This is a genomic window from Bacteroides hominis (genome assembly GCF_033042785.2).
Taxonomy (GTDB): domain Bacteria; phylum Bacteroidota; class Bacteroidia; order Bacteroidales; family Bacteroidaceae; genus Bacteroides; species Bacteroides hominis.
The window spans coordinates 4,540,916-4,557,645 of sequence record NZ_CP178829.1 but is presented as its reverse complement, the minus strand read 5'-3'; the positions used below and the strand labels follow the sequence as shown (position 1 = coordinate 4,557,645).

The following is a 16,730-nucleotide window of genomic DNA, read 5'->3' as shown; positions in this document are numbered from 1 at the left end:
GAGCCTCGGTCCGATACAAGTAGAGCCGGGGTTTTGCCGAAATGCAGTAAGCATTTGGAGGAAATGCAACCGGCATTCGGGAGTATAGCAACCGTCTTCGGAGGCTTAAGCTGCGGGCTGTAGGTTCTCCTTTCGGTTAGGTGCATAAAAAAAGGAGGAACCACGGTTTCCTCCTTTTATTGCATTCTGATTGAATCTATTGAATGATTACATTGACAAAGATACATCATCCCAAAGCCAAAGTCAAGCTTTCGGGACGAAAAGTGCAGTTTTATTTCATCTTCGGCATCATCTTGCCCATTTTGCTGCTGGTTACCATCTTCATCATTTTGCGGGTCTGGTCGAATTGCTTCAGCAAGCGGTTCACTTCCTGGATAGTCGTACCGCTACCTTTGGCGATACGTGTACGGCGCGAGCCATTCAGGATAGCCGGATTGCTGCGCTCTTCCGGAGTCATGGAGTAGATGATGGCTTCAATGCTCTTGAAAGCATTGTCGTCAATGTCGATGTCTTTGATAGCCTTGCCTACACCCGGAATCATCGATGCAAGCTCTTTCAGGTTACCCATCTTTTTGATCTGGCCAATCTGGCTGAGGAAGTCGTTGAAGTCGAACTGGTTCTTGGCAATCTTTTTCTGAAGGCGTTTGGCTTCTTCTTCATCATATTGTTCCTGCGCACGTTCCACCAGCGAAACAATATCACCCATACCTAAGATGCGGTCGGCCATACGGGCGGGGTGGAATTGGTCGATGGCATCGAGTTTCTCGCCTGTACCTACAAATTTGATGGGCTTGTTCACAACCGAACGGATAGAGAGGGCGGCACCACCACGGGTGTCACCGTCGAGCTTCGTCAGCACTACGCCGTCGAAGTCGAGGCGCTCATTAAACTCCTTGGCGGTGTTTACGGCATCCTGACCGGTCATGGAGTCTACCACGAACAAAATTTCGTTCGGTTGGATGGCTTCCTTGATGGCTGCGATTTCATTCATCATCTGCTCGTCGACTGCCAGACGTCCGGCCGTATCGACAATTACCAGATCGTAACCTTTGGCACGTGCCTCCTTGATGGCGTTTTGAGCTATGGCAACGGGATCTTTGCTGTCGATTTCTGAGTACATCGGTACATCGATTTGTTCGGCCAATACGCGAAGCTGTTCGATGGCGGCAGGACGGTAAACGTCACAGGCAACGAGCAACGGGCGCTTGTTCTTCTTGGTTTTCAGCATACGTGCCAGCTTGCCTGAGAAAGTAGTCTTACCCGAACCTTGCAGACCGGACATCAGGATGACTGCCGGTTGGCCTTTGGTATCTATCTCGACAGTCTCTCCACCCATCAGTTGAGTCAGCTCGTCGTGAACGATCTTCACCATCAATTGGCTTGGTTTTACGGCTGTGAGCACGTTTTGTCCCAATGCTTTTTCCTTCACCGTATCCGTGAAGCCTTTGGCTACTTTATAGTTAACGTCGGCATCGAGCAGTGCCTTGCGCACGTCTTTCAGGGTTTCTGCTACGTTGATTTCGGTGATTTTGCCTTCACCTTTCAGAATCTTAAACGACCTTTCGAGTCTTTCGCTTAAATTGTCGAACATATCTTTGAATTATGAATTACTAATGATGTGTAAAATCCACCACGGATTACACGGATTAACACGGATTTTGTATTTGAAATAGAGAGTATCTGTGCTAATCTGTGTAATCTGTGGTGAAATCAGCCGCAAATGTACAAAAATCTCTTGTACTTTATATCTTTTTGTTCTGCCATTTTGCTTTTTTGAAGTAAATATAGCTTGTGGCGAGCAACAGTGTATAGTACAGTATCTCAATTGTAAAGCACCATTCGATGGGAGCTTTTACCCACATTCCGATGAAAATGATATACGATCCGTAGATTGCGATGGTGATGGCTTCGAGCATCAGTGCCGCCTGAGTATTGCCTGTGCCCGATATGCCGTTGAATACCACATTGGCTACCGAAGCAATCAGCATGGCCGCGCAGATAACGTATACCGATGGTACGGATTCATTGATCAGCGCTGCCTCGTTGGTGTATACCGAAAGCAATGCCTGTGGGAAAAGGGCGGTTACGATGACCAGTCCCAGCATGATCAGGAAAGAGAAACGCCCGATTTTGTTTATCAGGGGCATCACGTGTTCGATGCCTCCCGCGCCGATGGCGTTGCTCACCAGGCTGTTGGTGGTGGTTGCCAGTGCATTTACCGGAATCAACATGACGATGTAGATACTTCGTACGATGTTGGCAATGGCGAGTTCACGCTGTCCCAACCTTTCCACAGCCACGAAGAAAATGAACCAGGTGGCCATTGACAGAAAATACTGCAACATGGTGAAGCACGATATGCTGAGGATGCGCATCAGCAAAGCCGGGTCGAACGAGCGTAAACGATTGAGACCGTATCTTTTCAGGTCGACGGTGATATACGTATAAATCAGGAAGAACAGCAGAGAAGCCGCTTCGGCTATTACCGAGGCGATGGCGGCTCCTTTGATGCCCATCTCCGGCAATCCGAAGTGTCCGAATATCAGGGCATAGTCCAGTACCACATTGGTCAGAGCCATTACTACCGCATTGATGGTAAGTACCTTGGTGCGGGTGATTCCGATATAGAGTGCCCGGAACATGACGTTGACAAACGAGAAGAAAAAGCCGAAAATGCGCCAGTCGAGAAATTCCATCGTGGCGTCATAAATGCTTTCGGAAGATACCAGCAGGCGCATGATGTTGCCACCGAATGCTTTGGTAAAGCCGAAAAGCAGAAGAGCCATGGCAAGCAGGAACAAGACTCCCTGGATCATGACAGGCCCCACGTCGGTATAACGCGCTTCACCGTTGCGGCGGGCAATGACGATCTGTGAACCGGTGCTGAATCCGAAGGCAATGGTGAAAATACAAATATAGAAAAGCCCGCCCATGGCAGAGGCACCAAGAGCTATCTCACTGACGCGTCCCAGAAAGGCGGTGTCGGTGACATTTATGACATTTTGCGCAAGCAAGCTCAGGAGAATCGGGTAACTGACACTCCAGATCTGTTTGTTGGTATACATAAATAAGGATTTTAGTTTGCAGGCCGCAAAGATACAACTTTCTGCAGAAGTTGACGAGTCACCGGGAAAAGAAGTCAATTTTTCCCCAACGGATAGGTGAAGAGGATGGTCGGTTTTTCACCTGCGTTTGCCTGTACTTTATAGCTTCCTCCGAAATACTCCAGCAACAACCGGTTAATTTCGTGGCGGATGTATACCTCCTGTGAGGTAAATCTTTCGTCGGCCAACGGGGAGTTAATGATGCGGAAACGGATCATGCTCTTTTCTGTGTCATGGGTCACTTTGAAGTCGATCTCCCGTTTTTCTTCACACTTCTGCGGATAAGTTAAAGTACTCAGCAGCGCTTGGCTGAAACGGGCCGTATCGATACGGATGTCCAGGTCGGGGGCTGTTTCGTTTCCGAGCCGGATACAGATGTTCTCTTCGTTGCGCATACGCGCCATGTAGAGAGCTTCGTTACAGAGTTCGGTTAGTCCGTATTCCTGAATATTGAACTTCATCATGCCTGCTTCAAGCCGCGATAAATCGAGTACATCATTGACCAGGCGCATCAACTCTTCCGAATTTTTCTGGATGATGGAGGAGTATTCTTTCCGGACTTCGTCGGTCATGTTGGATTCGGAAGCTATCAGTTGCGAGAAGCCCACTACGCCGTTCAGCGGGATACGGATGTGGTAACTCATGTTCGACAAAAAGCGGTTCTTCATCTCGTTGGCTTCTTCCGCCATACGGGTTGCCTTCCGTGTCTCTTTTTCCGATAGCTCCAATGCTTTACGAACGTGCGAGATACGAAGCATGAAGACAATCAGGATTGCCAGGACAATGCCGACAATGACCAAAGCCGTCAGTTGGATATCGCTTTTCAACTGTTCTTCTTCCAAAGCTACTTTGTCGATATTGTATTTGGCCTTTATCTGCTGCATCTGTTTATCGAAAATAGTCGTTTCGATGGAGTCTTTCAGGTGGAGTGTCCCGATATACAACGGAAGAGCTTCCGCACTCCGCCCGGCTTCTACCAGAAGATCGGCTTTAGACAGCTGCTGGTGGATATAATTGCTGTTCCGGTCTTCCTGTAATAAAATGACGGTAGAGTCCATCTTCGCAAGTGCTTTGTCATACTCTTTTCGAGTTCGGTAATAGGCTGCATAGGCATCGTAATAGAGCACCCGGTACATGAAGAAAGTATTGGGAGTAAGATATTTCCCGGCTTTTTCCAGACTTTCGTGTGCCTGTTCCGATTGGCCGGTATTCAGATAATAATAGGTGTAGTACACCTCACCGAACAGATAAACATCATAAAATGCCTCTTTGAGCATCGGGTTTGTGGCAGTGTGCTGTTGCAAAGTCTCTTTTAACTTTCCGAGGTATTCGGACAGCTGTTTGTTGTTCTGTTTATCCTTGGCTACCGCAATCAGTTGGCAAAGGATCGAGATCCGTACCACGGCATTGTCTGTTCGCGAAGATAGTTGATAGGCTTCTTCCAATGCTTTCATTCCCTCGTCCCATCGCTCCGTGCCGATATAGGCATTGCCCAGACATTGTTTGGCTCCGATCAGTCCGCGGACACAGTCCACTTTCTTTGCCCTTTCGAACATCTGGTTTGCCTCGTTGATGGCAAGTTCATACTGCTCTTCATAAGTGTAGAGGTCTGTCTGGAAGCGGAGAGCGTCGAAATACAGATCCCAGGTTTTCGACTTCCGGGCATAAGGCTCCATAATGTCCAGCCATTTCTTTACACTGTCCCGGTTGCTTTGGTTATAATAGTACACTGTGTGCAGATAGGCGGCTATGGTGTTGTATTTATCGTTATTCTGTAGAGTTGCTTCTTCTCTCAGCAGGTTTGAATATGTGATACATTTGGGTGTCAACTGTTCTATTTGTGCCAGTTTCTTGAGCATTTCCAGACGTGTGGAATCATGCGGAAGTGTCTGTGCCACCCGATACAGGCTGTCGGCTTCTGTTTGTCCGTCCGCGTACGCTCCTGAGGCCAGACAGCATGCTATAAGGATCAGTATGAATCGTTTCATCCTTCTGCCTCCTCTTCTTTTGTGGGTCCGATGGGGTGTGTAAACCGGAAGCGTGCACCTCCGGTGTACTCCGGGTCAATCCATATCTTTCCTCCGATTTGTTCGATGATAAGCTGGCAAATGGAGAGTCCCAGTCCTGTTCCCTGTGCCCCTTCATTCAGCTTTTCGAAACGGTTGAATATCTGATTCTGTTTTTCCGGGGGGATGCCGCATCCGGTATCCGTTACTGTGAACAGGGCCATGGTCTCTGACTCTTTCTCCAGTGTCAGGGTGATGTTGCCTTCGGTGGTGAATTTGGTGGCATTGATCAGCAGATTGATCAATACCTGTTGCAGACGTGATTCGTCGGTACGCAAAGTCAGTTTGTCCAGTGAAGTGATGAAACTGACTCCGGCCTGGGTTTGTTTCACCTTTTCTACAGTATCGATTACGTTGCGGCATATATTGACTGCATCACATTCCTTAAAGTTGAAAGTCAACTTACCCGGGTCGAGACTCGACAGATCTATCACGTCATTGATCAGCTTTAACAGCAGCTCGGAATTCTGCTGGATGATGTCGTTGCATTGACGTCGTGTATCATTGTCGATAGACTCTTCGGTCAGGATGGACGAAAATCCGGAAAGGGCATTCAGCGGTGTCCGTATTTCGTGGCTCATATTGGATAGGAACAGGCTTTTGGTATGTATGGCGTTTTCGGCATACTTGCGTGCAATCTCTAACTCTTCTTTGGAATGGAGAAGGCGGTTGGCTTCCTGCCGGATGCGGACGATCAGCAACAAAATAAGCACTAATATGAAAATGGAAGCTATGATAACCCACAGGGTGATCTGGTTGCGTTGTATCTGGTTCCGGATTTCCATCTGGTCTATCTGGTACATGCCTCTCAGGTCATTGATTTGCCGGGCATAACTCAAAGCGTTCAGCGAGTCTTTTTGTTCGTTGGCCTTTTGGTAGATCAGGCAGGCTTCTTCTGTCCTTCCCATCTTAGTCAGTAGCTGCGCACACTCCAACTGCAATCCGATGTGTTTGTTGGGAGCGGGTGCTTTAGGGGTATTTATCAGGCGTTCATATTGTTGCAAGGCGAGTCCATACTCACCGATAGCCTGGTAGTATTGTCCCAATATGTAGTTAAAGATACTGCGGAGATAGAGGAATTTCAATTGGTCACTGATTTTCCTTGCTTCGTCCAAACTGGCTTTTCCTTTCTCCGGATTGCCTGCTTCAATGTCATAGTAAGCTTTACACGTACATAAAAAAAAGTGGAATGTAGGAGTTGGAGCGGCGGTATGCAGGTTCTCGAATCTTTTCAGATAGGTACGTGCTTCGTCCATGTGTGATGTCTGGATCAGGGTCAGAATGAATTTCGGAAGTATTTCCTGTTCGAGGATTTCGCTGCCCGGTATCTTATCCAGCAATTCCAGGGCTTCCTTATAGGATTCAATGGCAGGTTCCTGCATGTTGGCGTTGAGGTAAGCATCCCCGATGGCGCGGCTGGAAAGGGCAATGCCGATGGGGTAATTCAGTTCTTTGGCTTCCTTGTACATCTGGCGGGCATGGTCGATGGCCATGTTCATGTCTCCGCGTGTGGCATAGGCAGTCGCAATAAGCTGTTTCAACTGGAAGAGGGTTTTGTACTCTTTCTGTTTTTTCAGGATAGGAGCCAGTTCATGACCCCATTGGATGATACTGTCGTTGGGAGCTTCTTTACTATAATTGAGGCTGTTGTCAATCAGGTTTTGGAGTGCTGACACGTGCATTGTTGCTTTATTGGCAGCATGTGTAGTGACAGAGTATAGGGTTACTACTGTTATAAACGTTATATTAATAAACTTTCCCACAGTAATTGTTGTACTTCCGGTGTTTGTTTTATGCTTGTTTATGATGCATGTAGTGCAAAGCTAAATAAAAAGAGTGAGAATCAAACAGAATCTCACTCTTTTTTTTATGTTTTGTTCACAAAAGGACTTTTTTAACTGTTCATGCTCATCAGGAACTCGTCGTTGTCTTTGGTTTTTTCCAGTCGGTCTTTTACAAAGTCCATTGCTTCGATCGGGTTCATATCCGACAGGTACTTGCGCAGGATCCACATGCGGTCCAGTGTCTGTTTGTCGAGCAGCAGATCGTCGCGGCGTGTGCTCGATGCCACAATGTTGACAGCGGGGAAGATACGCTTGTTGCTCAGGTTGCGGTCGAGCTGCAACTCCATGTTACCTGTACCCTTGAACTCTTCGAAGATCACTTCGTCCATCTTAGAACCGGTGTCGATCAGGGCGGTAGCGATGATTGTGAGCGAACCTCCGTTTTCGATGTTACGGGCTGCTCCGAAGAAACGTTTCGGTTTGTGAAGTGCGTTTGCATCCACACCACCCGAAAGTACCTTACCCGATGCCGGAGATACAGTGTTGTATGCACGTGCCAGACGTGTAATCGAGTCGAGGAAGATAACTACGTCGTGTCCGCACTCTACCAGTCTTTTGGCCTTCTCAAGAACGATGCCGGCTATTTTTACGTGGCGTTCGGCGGGTTCGTCGAATGTAGAAGCAATCACTTCGGCATTGACGCTGCGGGCCATGTCGGTAACTTCTTCCGGGCGCTCGTCAATCAGCAGCATAATCATATATACTTCCGGATGATTGGCAGCAATGGCATTGGCAATTTCTTTCATCAGGATGGTCTTACCCGTCTTAGGCTGGGCTACGATCAGTGCACGCTGTCCTTTACCAATGGGCGAGAAGAGGTCTACCACACGTGCCGACATGGAGTCGGAATAGCCACCTTTGCAAAGCTTGAACTTTTCGTCCGGGAAAAGCGGAGTAAGGTGGTCGAACGGCACACGGTCACGCACGAAAGCAGCGTCACGTCCGTTGATTTTAGAAACCTTCACCAATGGGAAGTATTTCTCACCCTCTTTGGGCGGACGGATTACACCTTCTACTACATCACCGGTTTTCAGTCCGAATAGTTTGATTTGTGATTGAGATACATAGATATCGTCCGGTGAAGAGAGGTAGTTGTAATCTGATGAACGGAGGAATCCGTAGCCATCCTGCATGATTTCCAATACACCGGTTCCGGTGAGGATATCATCGAATTCGTATGGTTTTTCGCGTTCAATCACACGGCGTTCCTGAACAGGAGCGGGCTCAGTTGCATTTTGTTGCGGCATGGGACGTTGTTGTACAGGAGGACGCTGGTTGTTGTTGCGCTGATTGTTATTATTGTTGTTATTATTGTTATTGCTGTAATTGTTGTTGTCGCGTGGGCGAATGACACGGGGACGTTGAGGTTGTGCAGCCGGTTCGGGAGTGGTGGTTACCGGTTCTGTTTTTGTTGATTCGAATTTGCCGAATAATTCGGTAGGCAGTTCTACTTTTTCTGAAGGCAGATCTTCGATGGGGATAAAATCATCATCTGCATCCATATCCGAGAGGATTGAGCTTTCTTCGTCTACAACGGTTGGTTTCGGTTTGAGGATCGGTTTGCTGATAGGGCGTTTTTCCGTTTCCGGTTGAGCAGCCGGCTTTTCTTCCTGTACCGCTGGGGCTGTTACAGGTTTGTCTGCTGTAACCTCTGCAGGTTTGGTTTCTGCTTCCACTGCGTTTTTGCGGGGACGTCCCGGTTTCTTTTTCGGAGTGGCATAAGGGGTCACCTTTATCGATTCTGCCGGAGTGGCGCTCGTTTCAGTGCTCATCTCTTTAGTTGCTTCCTTAGTCGGTTCTGTTGTCTTAGCTTGTGCTTTGGTTGCAGGTGCGTTGGCATCTGTCTTGGTCAGTTCGCCATTTTTGGTAGAAGAGAAAACCTTGTCGGCGTTTTCCTTCTTTACTGTCACTCGAGAGCGTTTTTTCTTGTCTTCTTTACGTTCCTCTTTAAGTTTGTCAGCTGCTACTTTTTTAGTAGCTCCGGCTATAGCTTGTTCATCAAGGATTTTGTAGACAAGTTCTTCTTTCTTAAGTGAGTCTGTTTTTTTGATACCCAGTTCCTGGGCAATAGTTTGTAGTTCCGACAAATTTTTGTCGTTCAATTGGATAATGTTATACATACAGTATATGTGAGTTATTTAATATTTTAATTTTATTTGTTGAAATACGTACGGCCGAAGCTACGACGCAATGGCCGGAAGCTTAACAAACGCAACAGTTTTTATATGATGAATTTGGGATGTTTTGTTGAATCGGAAATCCGAGTTTCGTCTCCCGTTGGAGGATTATCGGAATGTTTCAACGCCGCAAAGATAATAAATAAATTTGGTTTTTATGATCGTTTACTCTTTTTTTCTTCATAAAAGTGTACCTTTGTTGCACAAAACATAACTATTATGACAGCAAACGAAGTCCATCTGATTTATTTCTCGCCTACCCACACCTCAAAACAAGTTGGAGAGGCAATTGTTCGTGGAACTGGAATAACAAATGTGATAAACACGAATTTAACACAACAGGCAGCTCAGGATTTAGTAATTACCGAATCTGCGTTAGCCATTATTGTCGTACCTGTATATGGAGGGCGTGTGGCTCCTCTGGCCATGGATCGTCTGGCAAGTGTACGCGGGAATAATACTCCGGCAGTTATCGTGGTGGTATATGGTAATCGCGCTTATGAAAAATCGTTGATGGAACTTGATTATTGGGCTATTCAACAGGGATTTAAGGTGATTGCCGGTGCAACCTTCATCGGAGAACATTCATATAGTACAGAGAAATATCCCGTAGCTGCCGGACGTCCTGATGAACGTGATCTTACTTTGGCAGCTGATTTTGGAAAGCAGATCTCGGATAAAATAGCATCTGCTGCCGAGCCGGAGAAGCTGTATGCAGTGGATGTCCGTAAAATCCGGCGTCCGCGCCAGCCTTTCTTTCCGCTGTTCCGTTTTTTGCGAAAGGTGATTGCTTTGCGTAAGAGCGGTGTCCCACTTCCGCGTACTCCTTGGGTAGAAGACGAATCCTTGTGTACTCATTGTGGTGCATGTGCGAAGATGTGTCCCGTGAGTGCTATTATAAAAGGTGACGAGTTGAATACAGATGCCGAACGCTGCATTAAATGCTGTGCCTGTGTAAAGGGGTGTCCTCAGAAAGCAAGAGTATACGATACTCCGTTTGCCGTGCTGCTGTCACAATGCTTTGTTAAGCAGAAAGATCCTTGTACATTGCTTTAAAAAGGTCGGAGCACTGACTTTTAATCTTAATTTCCTCATTTTCCGGTTGGGTGTATCAGTGCTCTTCATTAACATTGTTAACGCCCTCTTCCGGCCATTTTATTCTTAGATGCAAATAACAAGTCTTTTGCATTTAAAACACTTGTTATTTGCATCCAAAGAACAAACTTTAACTCTGTGTTAAAGCAAAGCTTTTACCGACAGGAATCTTGTACATTAAAAGCGCTGTGTTTTAGTTTTTTAAGTACGCTCTTTGCTTCTTTGTTTCACTGAATCCCTTTCAGACCAAAAGTCTGGATACTTGCTTTTTTGTCAACTACAAATCGGAGACTAACACTTCCTGCTATCTTCTTTTCGCCTTGTTTAGCGCCGCTATCAGATACCTTCCTTTTGCCCCTATGTCACTCCAGCAAGTGTTGGCAATCAGCCGCCACACCGTCGTTCCCTTCCTTCCATAGTCCGACAGCCTGAGTATGGAGTTTACTTCCCCGGTGTCGGTAATGCTCAATCTCTTCAGCGTGTCCATCAGTCCCGGATAATTGTGTGTCATCGTATTGAAGGCGTATCCCGGTATCGGAAGAGAAGCGGAATCATCCTTCCTTTCTTCCTCCTTCCCCTCGGGGGGAGCTGAGGGGGGTAATTCTTTATTTTCCTTTGCTTTACTTTCCTTTACTTTACTTTGTCCGGAATTGCATGCATTTTTTGCGTCAACGGCTACATGATGTACTACATTTTTCGGGTTAACAGGTGTTTTTTCCCCTTTGAACAGCTCCGGTTGCTGAATTTCCTGTGTTATAGAAGGAGTATCGGGTTTTCCGTTTTCCTTTTCCGTTTTTACTATTAGGTAGGGGAGTTCCGACAGTTCTCTCTTCCTTCGCTTCGTTGCCTCCAGCCATACCTTTTGTATGTTTTCTGAAGTCAGTATTCCGTTTTCCAGATAACTGTTTCTGTCCAGTATCCCTTTGATAAAGAGAATTTCGATAATTCCCTGCACCTCCTCGGCCTGCACTTCCCTTCCTGCCTTGTTGGCAAAGATCAGGCACTGCTCCTCATCCCACCGTATGAAGTATCCCTCCTTGTATATTTTGCAAAGGAGCTTCAGTACGATTGCGGGGCCTTTGATTCCGTATTTTGCCTCTATCACTTCCATTGCGTTCTCTTCCATGAAGTTTACGCCCATCGGGAAATAGTTGATCCCGTCGTATGCTATTGCCATTGTATTTTCAAATTAATCGTTTGTACTTTCAATAAAACATTCATCACAAATTACCCCGGATTCCCAAAGACGTTTTCACTTGATTCCTCAAAATAGAAATAATTCATCTGTGAAAATCCGTGTAATTCTGTGGTGCCCACCCTATGCCATCGGCCTCCATTCCATGAAGTTCTCCACCTGGAACGTTGTCCACCGCTGTTCGTCCACATTCCAGTAGACTACGGCACCTTCTATTTTTGTGGGATCATACTTCTTGTGGAATTCCGCTTCGTAATAGATCAGTGTCGCCTTCACCAGCCTGAAGTCTCCGTTCTGCTTCTGATAAGCAATAACTGCGTGCCCGTATTGCAGGTGGTCTGTTAATGCTTCCAGACGCTCTGCCATCCATTCGGCACATTGTTCGGTATATCCTTTCTCAAAGACAATCCGTTTCTTCCATCTCAGTTTCATGGCTTCACTCTGTGATGCCGGTCTTTTTTTTCGTTTCATACGTATATTTTTTAAGTTGATAAAATGTTATCGCCACGAAGATAGGGGGCGTTTCATGTAAGGCGGATTATGATAATTCATTGTGCGTATTTTTGTGGATGGCGGGTTTGTGCTGTCTATCCTTTTCCACTTCTTCCCAAATGCTGCTGATATAGACTAATATTGAACTGATGGATAATGGTTTAAATACTCCGTTTTTAATATTTCCGATTAGTCTTTTTTCATTGATGTAGCGTGCGAGTGAAGCCTGACATGTATTGATATTTTGTATATTCGCATCCTCTATGTAGGATTCTATCAACGCTTTGATAAGTTCTTCTTTATGTGAAATTATTCCACGTATCGGTATTCCTTTCTTTCTGCCTCTTGTTTCTTTAACTATTTCTGTAATAGTTGATTGCGTTTTGCTAATAGCGTTTTTTTACACTTTTGTCTACGGCTTGAAATACTACTTTTTGTTTCTTCATTGTGATTTTTATTTTATTAAAAACTAATTTGTGTTAATGTGTTGCAAAGGTAGAAAGGAATCTCTCAGCGGACAAGTAAATGTGAAATTAAAGAAAAAATGAACGTTCTTTCGTTGGTTAAATATTTGATATATAGTTTGATATGGGATGGAAATGTGAGTGTTTCAATAGACGTTCGTTTAATTGAACGCAAAGATAGAGGGTATTTTTAGAACTACAAAATGTTTAATAAAAAAAATAATATTCCTCTTTCACTTATTACATTAATGCACTAATATATAGTTGTTTATGAATTAATAAAAAACTATTTATTATCTGTCTGATTTTGTTTGTCTGATACTTTTGATTTATTTACAAAAAAGGTGTTTCAAAAGACGAACGTCTATTGAAACATTTCTGCTTCATAATACGCTTGTTTACAAAATCTAAGATCAAAAATTCCCTGCTTCTTTATGAAGATGGTCTTTTTTGCTCTGAATCCCTTTTCAAACCGTCTCTCCTGCGATAGGGGAGTGCCTGATGAAATGATATACGCTGCAAGGCAAATAATAGAATTAGCAAACTTGACCGGAAGGTATTTCACTACCCCGGTGTCCCCCAATCATATCCTTTCGTGAACAACAGCATTGATAAATCCTGGTACGCCCTTCGTATCACCTATAGCCGTGAGCTTGCCTTTAAGGAATACCTGGACTCCCGTGGAGTGAAGAATTTTCTTCCCATGCGCTATGAATACGTATTCCGTGGTGAGCGTAAGATCCGTAAATTGGTTCCTGTTGTTCACAACCTGGTTTTTGTTTATGCTACCCGCAGTGAGGTTGACGAAATGAAATCCACTGTCGGCGCTTCTCTTCCCATTCGTTATATCATGGACCGTGAGAGCTGTCAGCCCATTACCATTCCTGAAGTCCAGATGCGTAGTTTTATAGCTGTTGCCGGTAATTACGATGAACAGGTTGTTTATCTGGACCCTTCCGCCGTTTCCATGAAGAAGGGAGACCGTGTTCGTGTCACCGGTGGCATCTTTGAGGGTGTCGAGGGTGAGTTTGTCCGTATTAAAGGTGACCGCCGTGTGGTGGTTTCCATCCAGGGGGTTATGGCGGTTGCCACAGCCTTCATTCATCCCTCTTTAATCGAGCTAATAAAGAATTAAAAACTCAGTGAACTCTGTGCCCTCTGTGGTGCATATTCCAATACGTAAATAAATCACCATGTTGTCTTTGCAATCAGAAATCGATTCTTTGTGCGCTGTTTCGCACGAACTTCTCCATTTAGGTCTGGATGGCGAACCCATCTACTCCGACCGTTTCCGCCAGTTGAATACGGATGTGTATCATCGTTGTGAGCATCTTTTCGGTTCACACGGACGTACTCTTGAAGAGGAAGCTTCTCTTTGTATCGCTTTGTTGACCGGCTATAATGCTACCATTTATAATCACGGTGATAAGGAAGATAAAATCCAGTCGGTTCTCGATCGTAGTTGGGATATCTTGGATACACTTCCCGCCTCGCTTTTGAAATGCCGTTTGTTGGTAGCCTGTTACGCCGAGGTCTTTGACGAAGAGCTGGCAGCGGAGGCACACGCAATAATAGACGGTTGGAAGGAGCGGGAATTGACAAGGGAGGAGCTTGAGATGGTGGAGCATTTAAAGAGTTTGGAGGAAAATCCGTATCCGAATATGGATATGGAATAATATCATTTGTGAAGTATTTATCTCGTTGAATAGTGAAGTCACGTTTTGGCTGAGGCCTCGCCATAAGTGATTTATCTATATAATTATCTTTGTTTCTTAACTATTAAAATTCAGCATTATGAAAAAACAATGGTTTGTATTTACTTCTCTTGAGAATCCACAAGAGACGAAAACAGCTTCTCCGTATCTTGATTATCTGACTTGGAATACTAAAGGCCGTTGGACGGCGGAGTACAAAGATGGCAAGTTCTATCATTATGAAAATGGTGCTAAGGATAAATGCCATACAGATTCCATCTTGAATTACATATCGGATGCGGGTGAGAACTGGCAGATGAAGATAGAGGGTGATCATTTTGTCCATGCTCCCAATGGTGACTATTCACGTGCGCATACAGACACGGTAATGCATTATATTGGTTGGGATGGCCGTAAGTGGCGTGCTGAACTTCTGACTTTGATTGACAATCTTCATCCAGAACTGGCTTCCGACTGTCCGGAAGGTATGCTCCTCAAAGCTGACAATGCGGATGCGGTTTATTTGGTTCAATTCGGTAGCCTCCATCACATTCCCAATCCGGATGTTTATTTTGCCTTATTTCCTGCCTGGGATAAAATCACGGTGAAAAGTCCGGAGGAAGTGAATGCTATTCCTTTGGGTATTCCTCTCTCTTTGGATGCTTGTCTGATTAAAGCCAATGACTCTGATCCGGTGTATCTGAGTACGAATGGTGTGAAAAGTCACATTAAATCTGTAGAAGATTTTAATAAGGTCGGTTTCGATTGGGATAAAATCAAGGTGATGTCTCCGGCAGAAGTGGATGCAATCCCTACTGCTCCGGAATATGAGATCGTTAATTGGTAATTCATTCGGTTGAAAATAAAATCATAAGGGGGAGGATGTTTTCTTTCCCCTTTTGCGGACCCTCTTTATTTATCATAAATATAATTAGTTATTAGTTTATATTTAACTTAGACTTTGGTTGAACGATTCGTTTTTACATAGGTGATGTGAAAAGTAAAATCTTTTTCTAAATACATACATCGTAATAAAATGTCGGCTACTGAATCCCGAACTGCTAAAAGCATAAAGAACGCTAAGGTTGCGTTATTTTTCTATTTTATAAATTTACTCCTTCAGTTTTTTTCCCGGAAAATATTTTTAGAATATTTGGGCGCAGAAGTGTTAGGATTAAATACTACAGCTCAGAATTTACTTGGATTTTTAAATTTAGCAGAATTGGGGATTGGCAGTGCAGTAGCATATAATCTCTATAAACCTATTTTTGAGAAAGATATACAAAAAGTTAACGAAATAGTTTCTGTACAGGGTTGGTTATATCGGCGAGTAGCTTATGTCGTTATAATTGGAGCTTGCTTACTGATGTGCTTTTTTCCGTTAATATTTGCGAAAGCTGAAGTTCCTTTATGGTATACTTACGGTTCATTTGTTGTTTTGTTAGTTGGTGCACTTCTTAGTTATTTTATTAATTATCGGCAAATTGTTTTGACCGCTAATCAAAAAGAGTATAAAATAACACTTAATGTACAGGGGTTTAAAATATTGAAAGTAGTCTTTCAAATACTTGCTATCCGTTATTTGGTAAGTGGGTATGTCTATTGGATGTTTTTAGAGTTTCTTTTTTCAATTATTGCCGCAGTAGTTTTAGATAGGATTTTGAAGCGAGAATATCCATGGTTGAAATCCGTCCCTGGACAAGGTAAGGAATTGAAGAAAAAGTATCCTGAGATAATTACAAAAACGAAACAAGCATTTTTTCACCAAATAGGGGGATTTGTGTTAAGCCAGACCAGCCCGCTGATTATTTATGCTTATGCTTCATTAACATTGGTAGCTATTTATGGTAATTATATGTTGATTGTTATTGGAGTAACAATGTTGGTAAATTCGTTGTTAAATAGCGTTGGTGCCGGGATCGGAAACTTAGTGGCTGAAGGGGATAAGAAACGAATAAAAAAAGTATTTTGGGAGTTGACTTCTTTTCGTGTCTGGCTGTCATCTGTTGTTTGTTTTGGTGTTTATAAGTTGGGGCACTCTTTTATTATACTTTGGGTAGGTGAACAGTTTGTTTTAAAACAGTCTGCTTTTATAGTCCTTATTCTCATAACTTTTATTTCGTTATCTCGGACTAATGAAATTTTCTTGTTTGCATATGGGCTATTTCAAGATATATGGGCACCTATTGCTGAAGCTATATTGAATTTGGGATTATCTATTTTGTTGGGGTATTTCTTTGGGCTAACAGGCATTTTGCTAGGTGTCGCTATCAGTTTGTTGATAATAGTATGTGGATGGAAGCCTTATTTTCTTTATAAATCGGGTTTTAGGGAATGCATATGGGAATATGTTTTACACTGGGGAAAGTATCTTCTTTTAATAATAATTTCTTTTTCTGTGACTTCTGCTTTATCGAATATATTACTTGTAATGGATGTGTCATCTTACTTTTCATGGGGGATCTATGCATTGGGACTTTTGTTATTGTATTCAATGATTAGTCTTTTTTTATTCATTTCTACAGATGCTGCTTCGCGTTCATATGCAAAAAGATTCTATACTTTCTTTACTTCTAATAGAAAGGTTTGAAAGGTTTTA

Annotated in this window: 12 protein-coding genes; 5 read left to right on the top strand and 7 right to left on the bottom strand. The window is 44.0% G+C overall.

The window, feature by feature from the left end; translation table 11 throughout:
- Positions 1-271: 271 nt before the first annotated feature.
- From ffh to rho, 5 genes are all read right to left on the bottom strand, one after another.
- A complete protein-coding gene (gene ffh / locus R3O62_RS19315; RefSeq protein WP_005780411.1) occupies positions 272-1,591 on the bottom strand; it encodes a signal recognition particle protein in 1,320 nt (439 codons plus the stop codon).
- 151 nt (positions 1,592-1,742) lie between these two features.
- Positions 1,743-3,065 carry an MATE family efflux transporter gene (locus R3O62_RS19310; RefSeq protein ID WP_032540090.1) on the bottom strand — a complete coding sequence of 441 codons (1,323 nt, stop codon included), beginning with the start codon at positions 3,063-3,065 and terminating at the stop codon, positions 1,743-1,745.
- 74 nt (positions 3,066-3,139) lie between these two features.
- A complete protein-coding gene (locus R3O62_RS19305) occupies positions 3,140-5,092 on the bottom strand; it encodes a HAMP domain-containing sensor histidine kinase (RefSeq protein ID WP_317472798.1) in 1,953 nt (650 codons plus the stop codon).
- Positions 5,089-6,852: a tetratricopeptide repeat-containing sensor histidine kinase gene (locus R3O62_RS19300; RefSeq protein WP_269110041.1), complete on the bottom strand. Its 1,764-nt coding sequence runs from the start codon at positions 6,850-6,852 to the stop codon at positions 5,089-5,091. Before R3O62_RS19300 ends, R3O62_RS19305 begins: the two co-directional genes overlap by 4 nt.
- A gap of 212 nt (positions 6,853-7,064) precedes the next feature.
- Positions 7,065-9,134 (bottom strand): transcription termination factor Rho, encoded by a 2,070-nt coding sequence (gene rho, locus R3O62_RS19295; RefSeq protein ID WP_032531699.1) that lies wholly within the window; start codon positions 9,132-9,134, stop codon positions 7,065-7,067.
- Positions 9,135-9,410: 276 nt separating this feature from the next.
- Here rho and R3O62_RS19290 point away from each other — a divergent pair, with 276 nt between their 5' ends.
- Positions 9,411-10,247, top strand: a complete 837-nt coding sequence (locus R3O62_RS19290; RefSeq protein ID WP_005807526.1) for a 4Fe-4S binding protein — start codon at positions 9,411-9,413, stop codon at positions 10,245-10,247.
- Positions 10,248-10,590: 343 nt separating this feature from the next.
- Here R3O62_RS19290 and R3O62_RS19285 read toward each other — a convergent pair whose 3' ends face one another.
- Both R3O62_RS19285 and R3O62_RS19280 read right to left on the bottom strand, forming a co-directional pair.
- Complete coding sequence (locus tag R3O62_RS19285; RefSeq protein ID WP_269110007.1) at positions 10,591-11,463, bottom strand: DUF4373 domain-containing protein; 873 nt, start codon at positions 11,461-11,463, stop codon at positions 10,591-10,593.
- 141 nt (positions 11,464-11,604) lie between these two features.
- Positions 11,605-11,952 carry an SH3 beta-barrel fold-containing protein gene (locus R3O62_RS19280; RefSeq protein WP_005780395.1) on the bottom strand — a complete coding sequence of 116 codons (348 nt, stop codon included), beginning with the start codon at positions 11,950-11,952 and terminating at the stop codon, positions 11,605-11,607.
- Positions 11,953-13,032: 1,080 nt separating this feature from the next.
- Here R3O62_RS19280 and updY point away from each other — a divergent pair.
- The 4 genes from updY to R3O62_RS19260 all read left to right on the top strand — a co-directional run bounded on the left by updY (position 13,033) and on the right by R3O62_RS19260 (position 16,721).
- Complete coding sequence (updY, locus tag R3O62_RS19275) at positions 13,033-13,572, top strand: capsular polysaccharide transcription antiterminator UpdY (RefSeq protein ID WP_005780390.1); 540 nt, start codon at positions 13,033-13,035, stop codon at positions 13,570-13,572.
- A 58-nt stretch (positions 13,573-13,630) separates the two neighbouring features.
- Entirely contained in the window at positions 13,631-14,113 is a 483-nt protein-coding gene (locus R3O62_RS19270) for a UpxZ family transcription anti-terminator antagonist (protein WP_032543097.1), read from the top strand.
- A 118-nt stretch (positions 14,114-14,231) separates the two neighbouring features.
- The gene (locus tag R3O62_RS19265; RefSeq protein WP_217497670.1) at positions 14,232-14,978 is read left to right on the top strand and encodes a DUF4751 family protein; all 747 of its coding nucleotides are present in this window, start codon (positions 14,232-14,234) and stop codon (positions 14,976-14,978) included.
- A 189-nt stretch (positions 14,979-15,167) separates the two neighbouring features.
- Entirely contained in the window at positions 15,168-16,721 is a 1,554-nt protein-coding gene (locus tag R3O62_RS19260; protein ID WP_269110008.1) for a lipopolysaccharide biosynthesis protein, read from the top strand.
- Positions 16,722-16,730 lie beyond the last annotated feature (9 nt).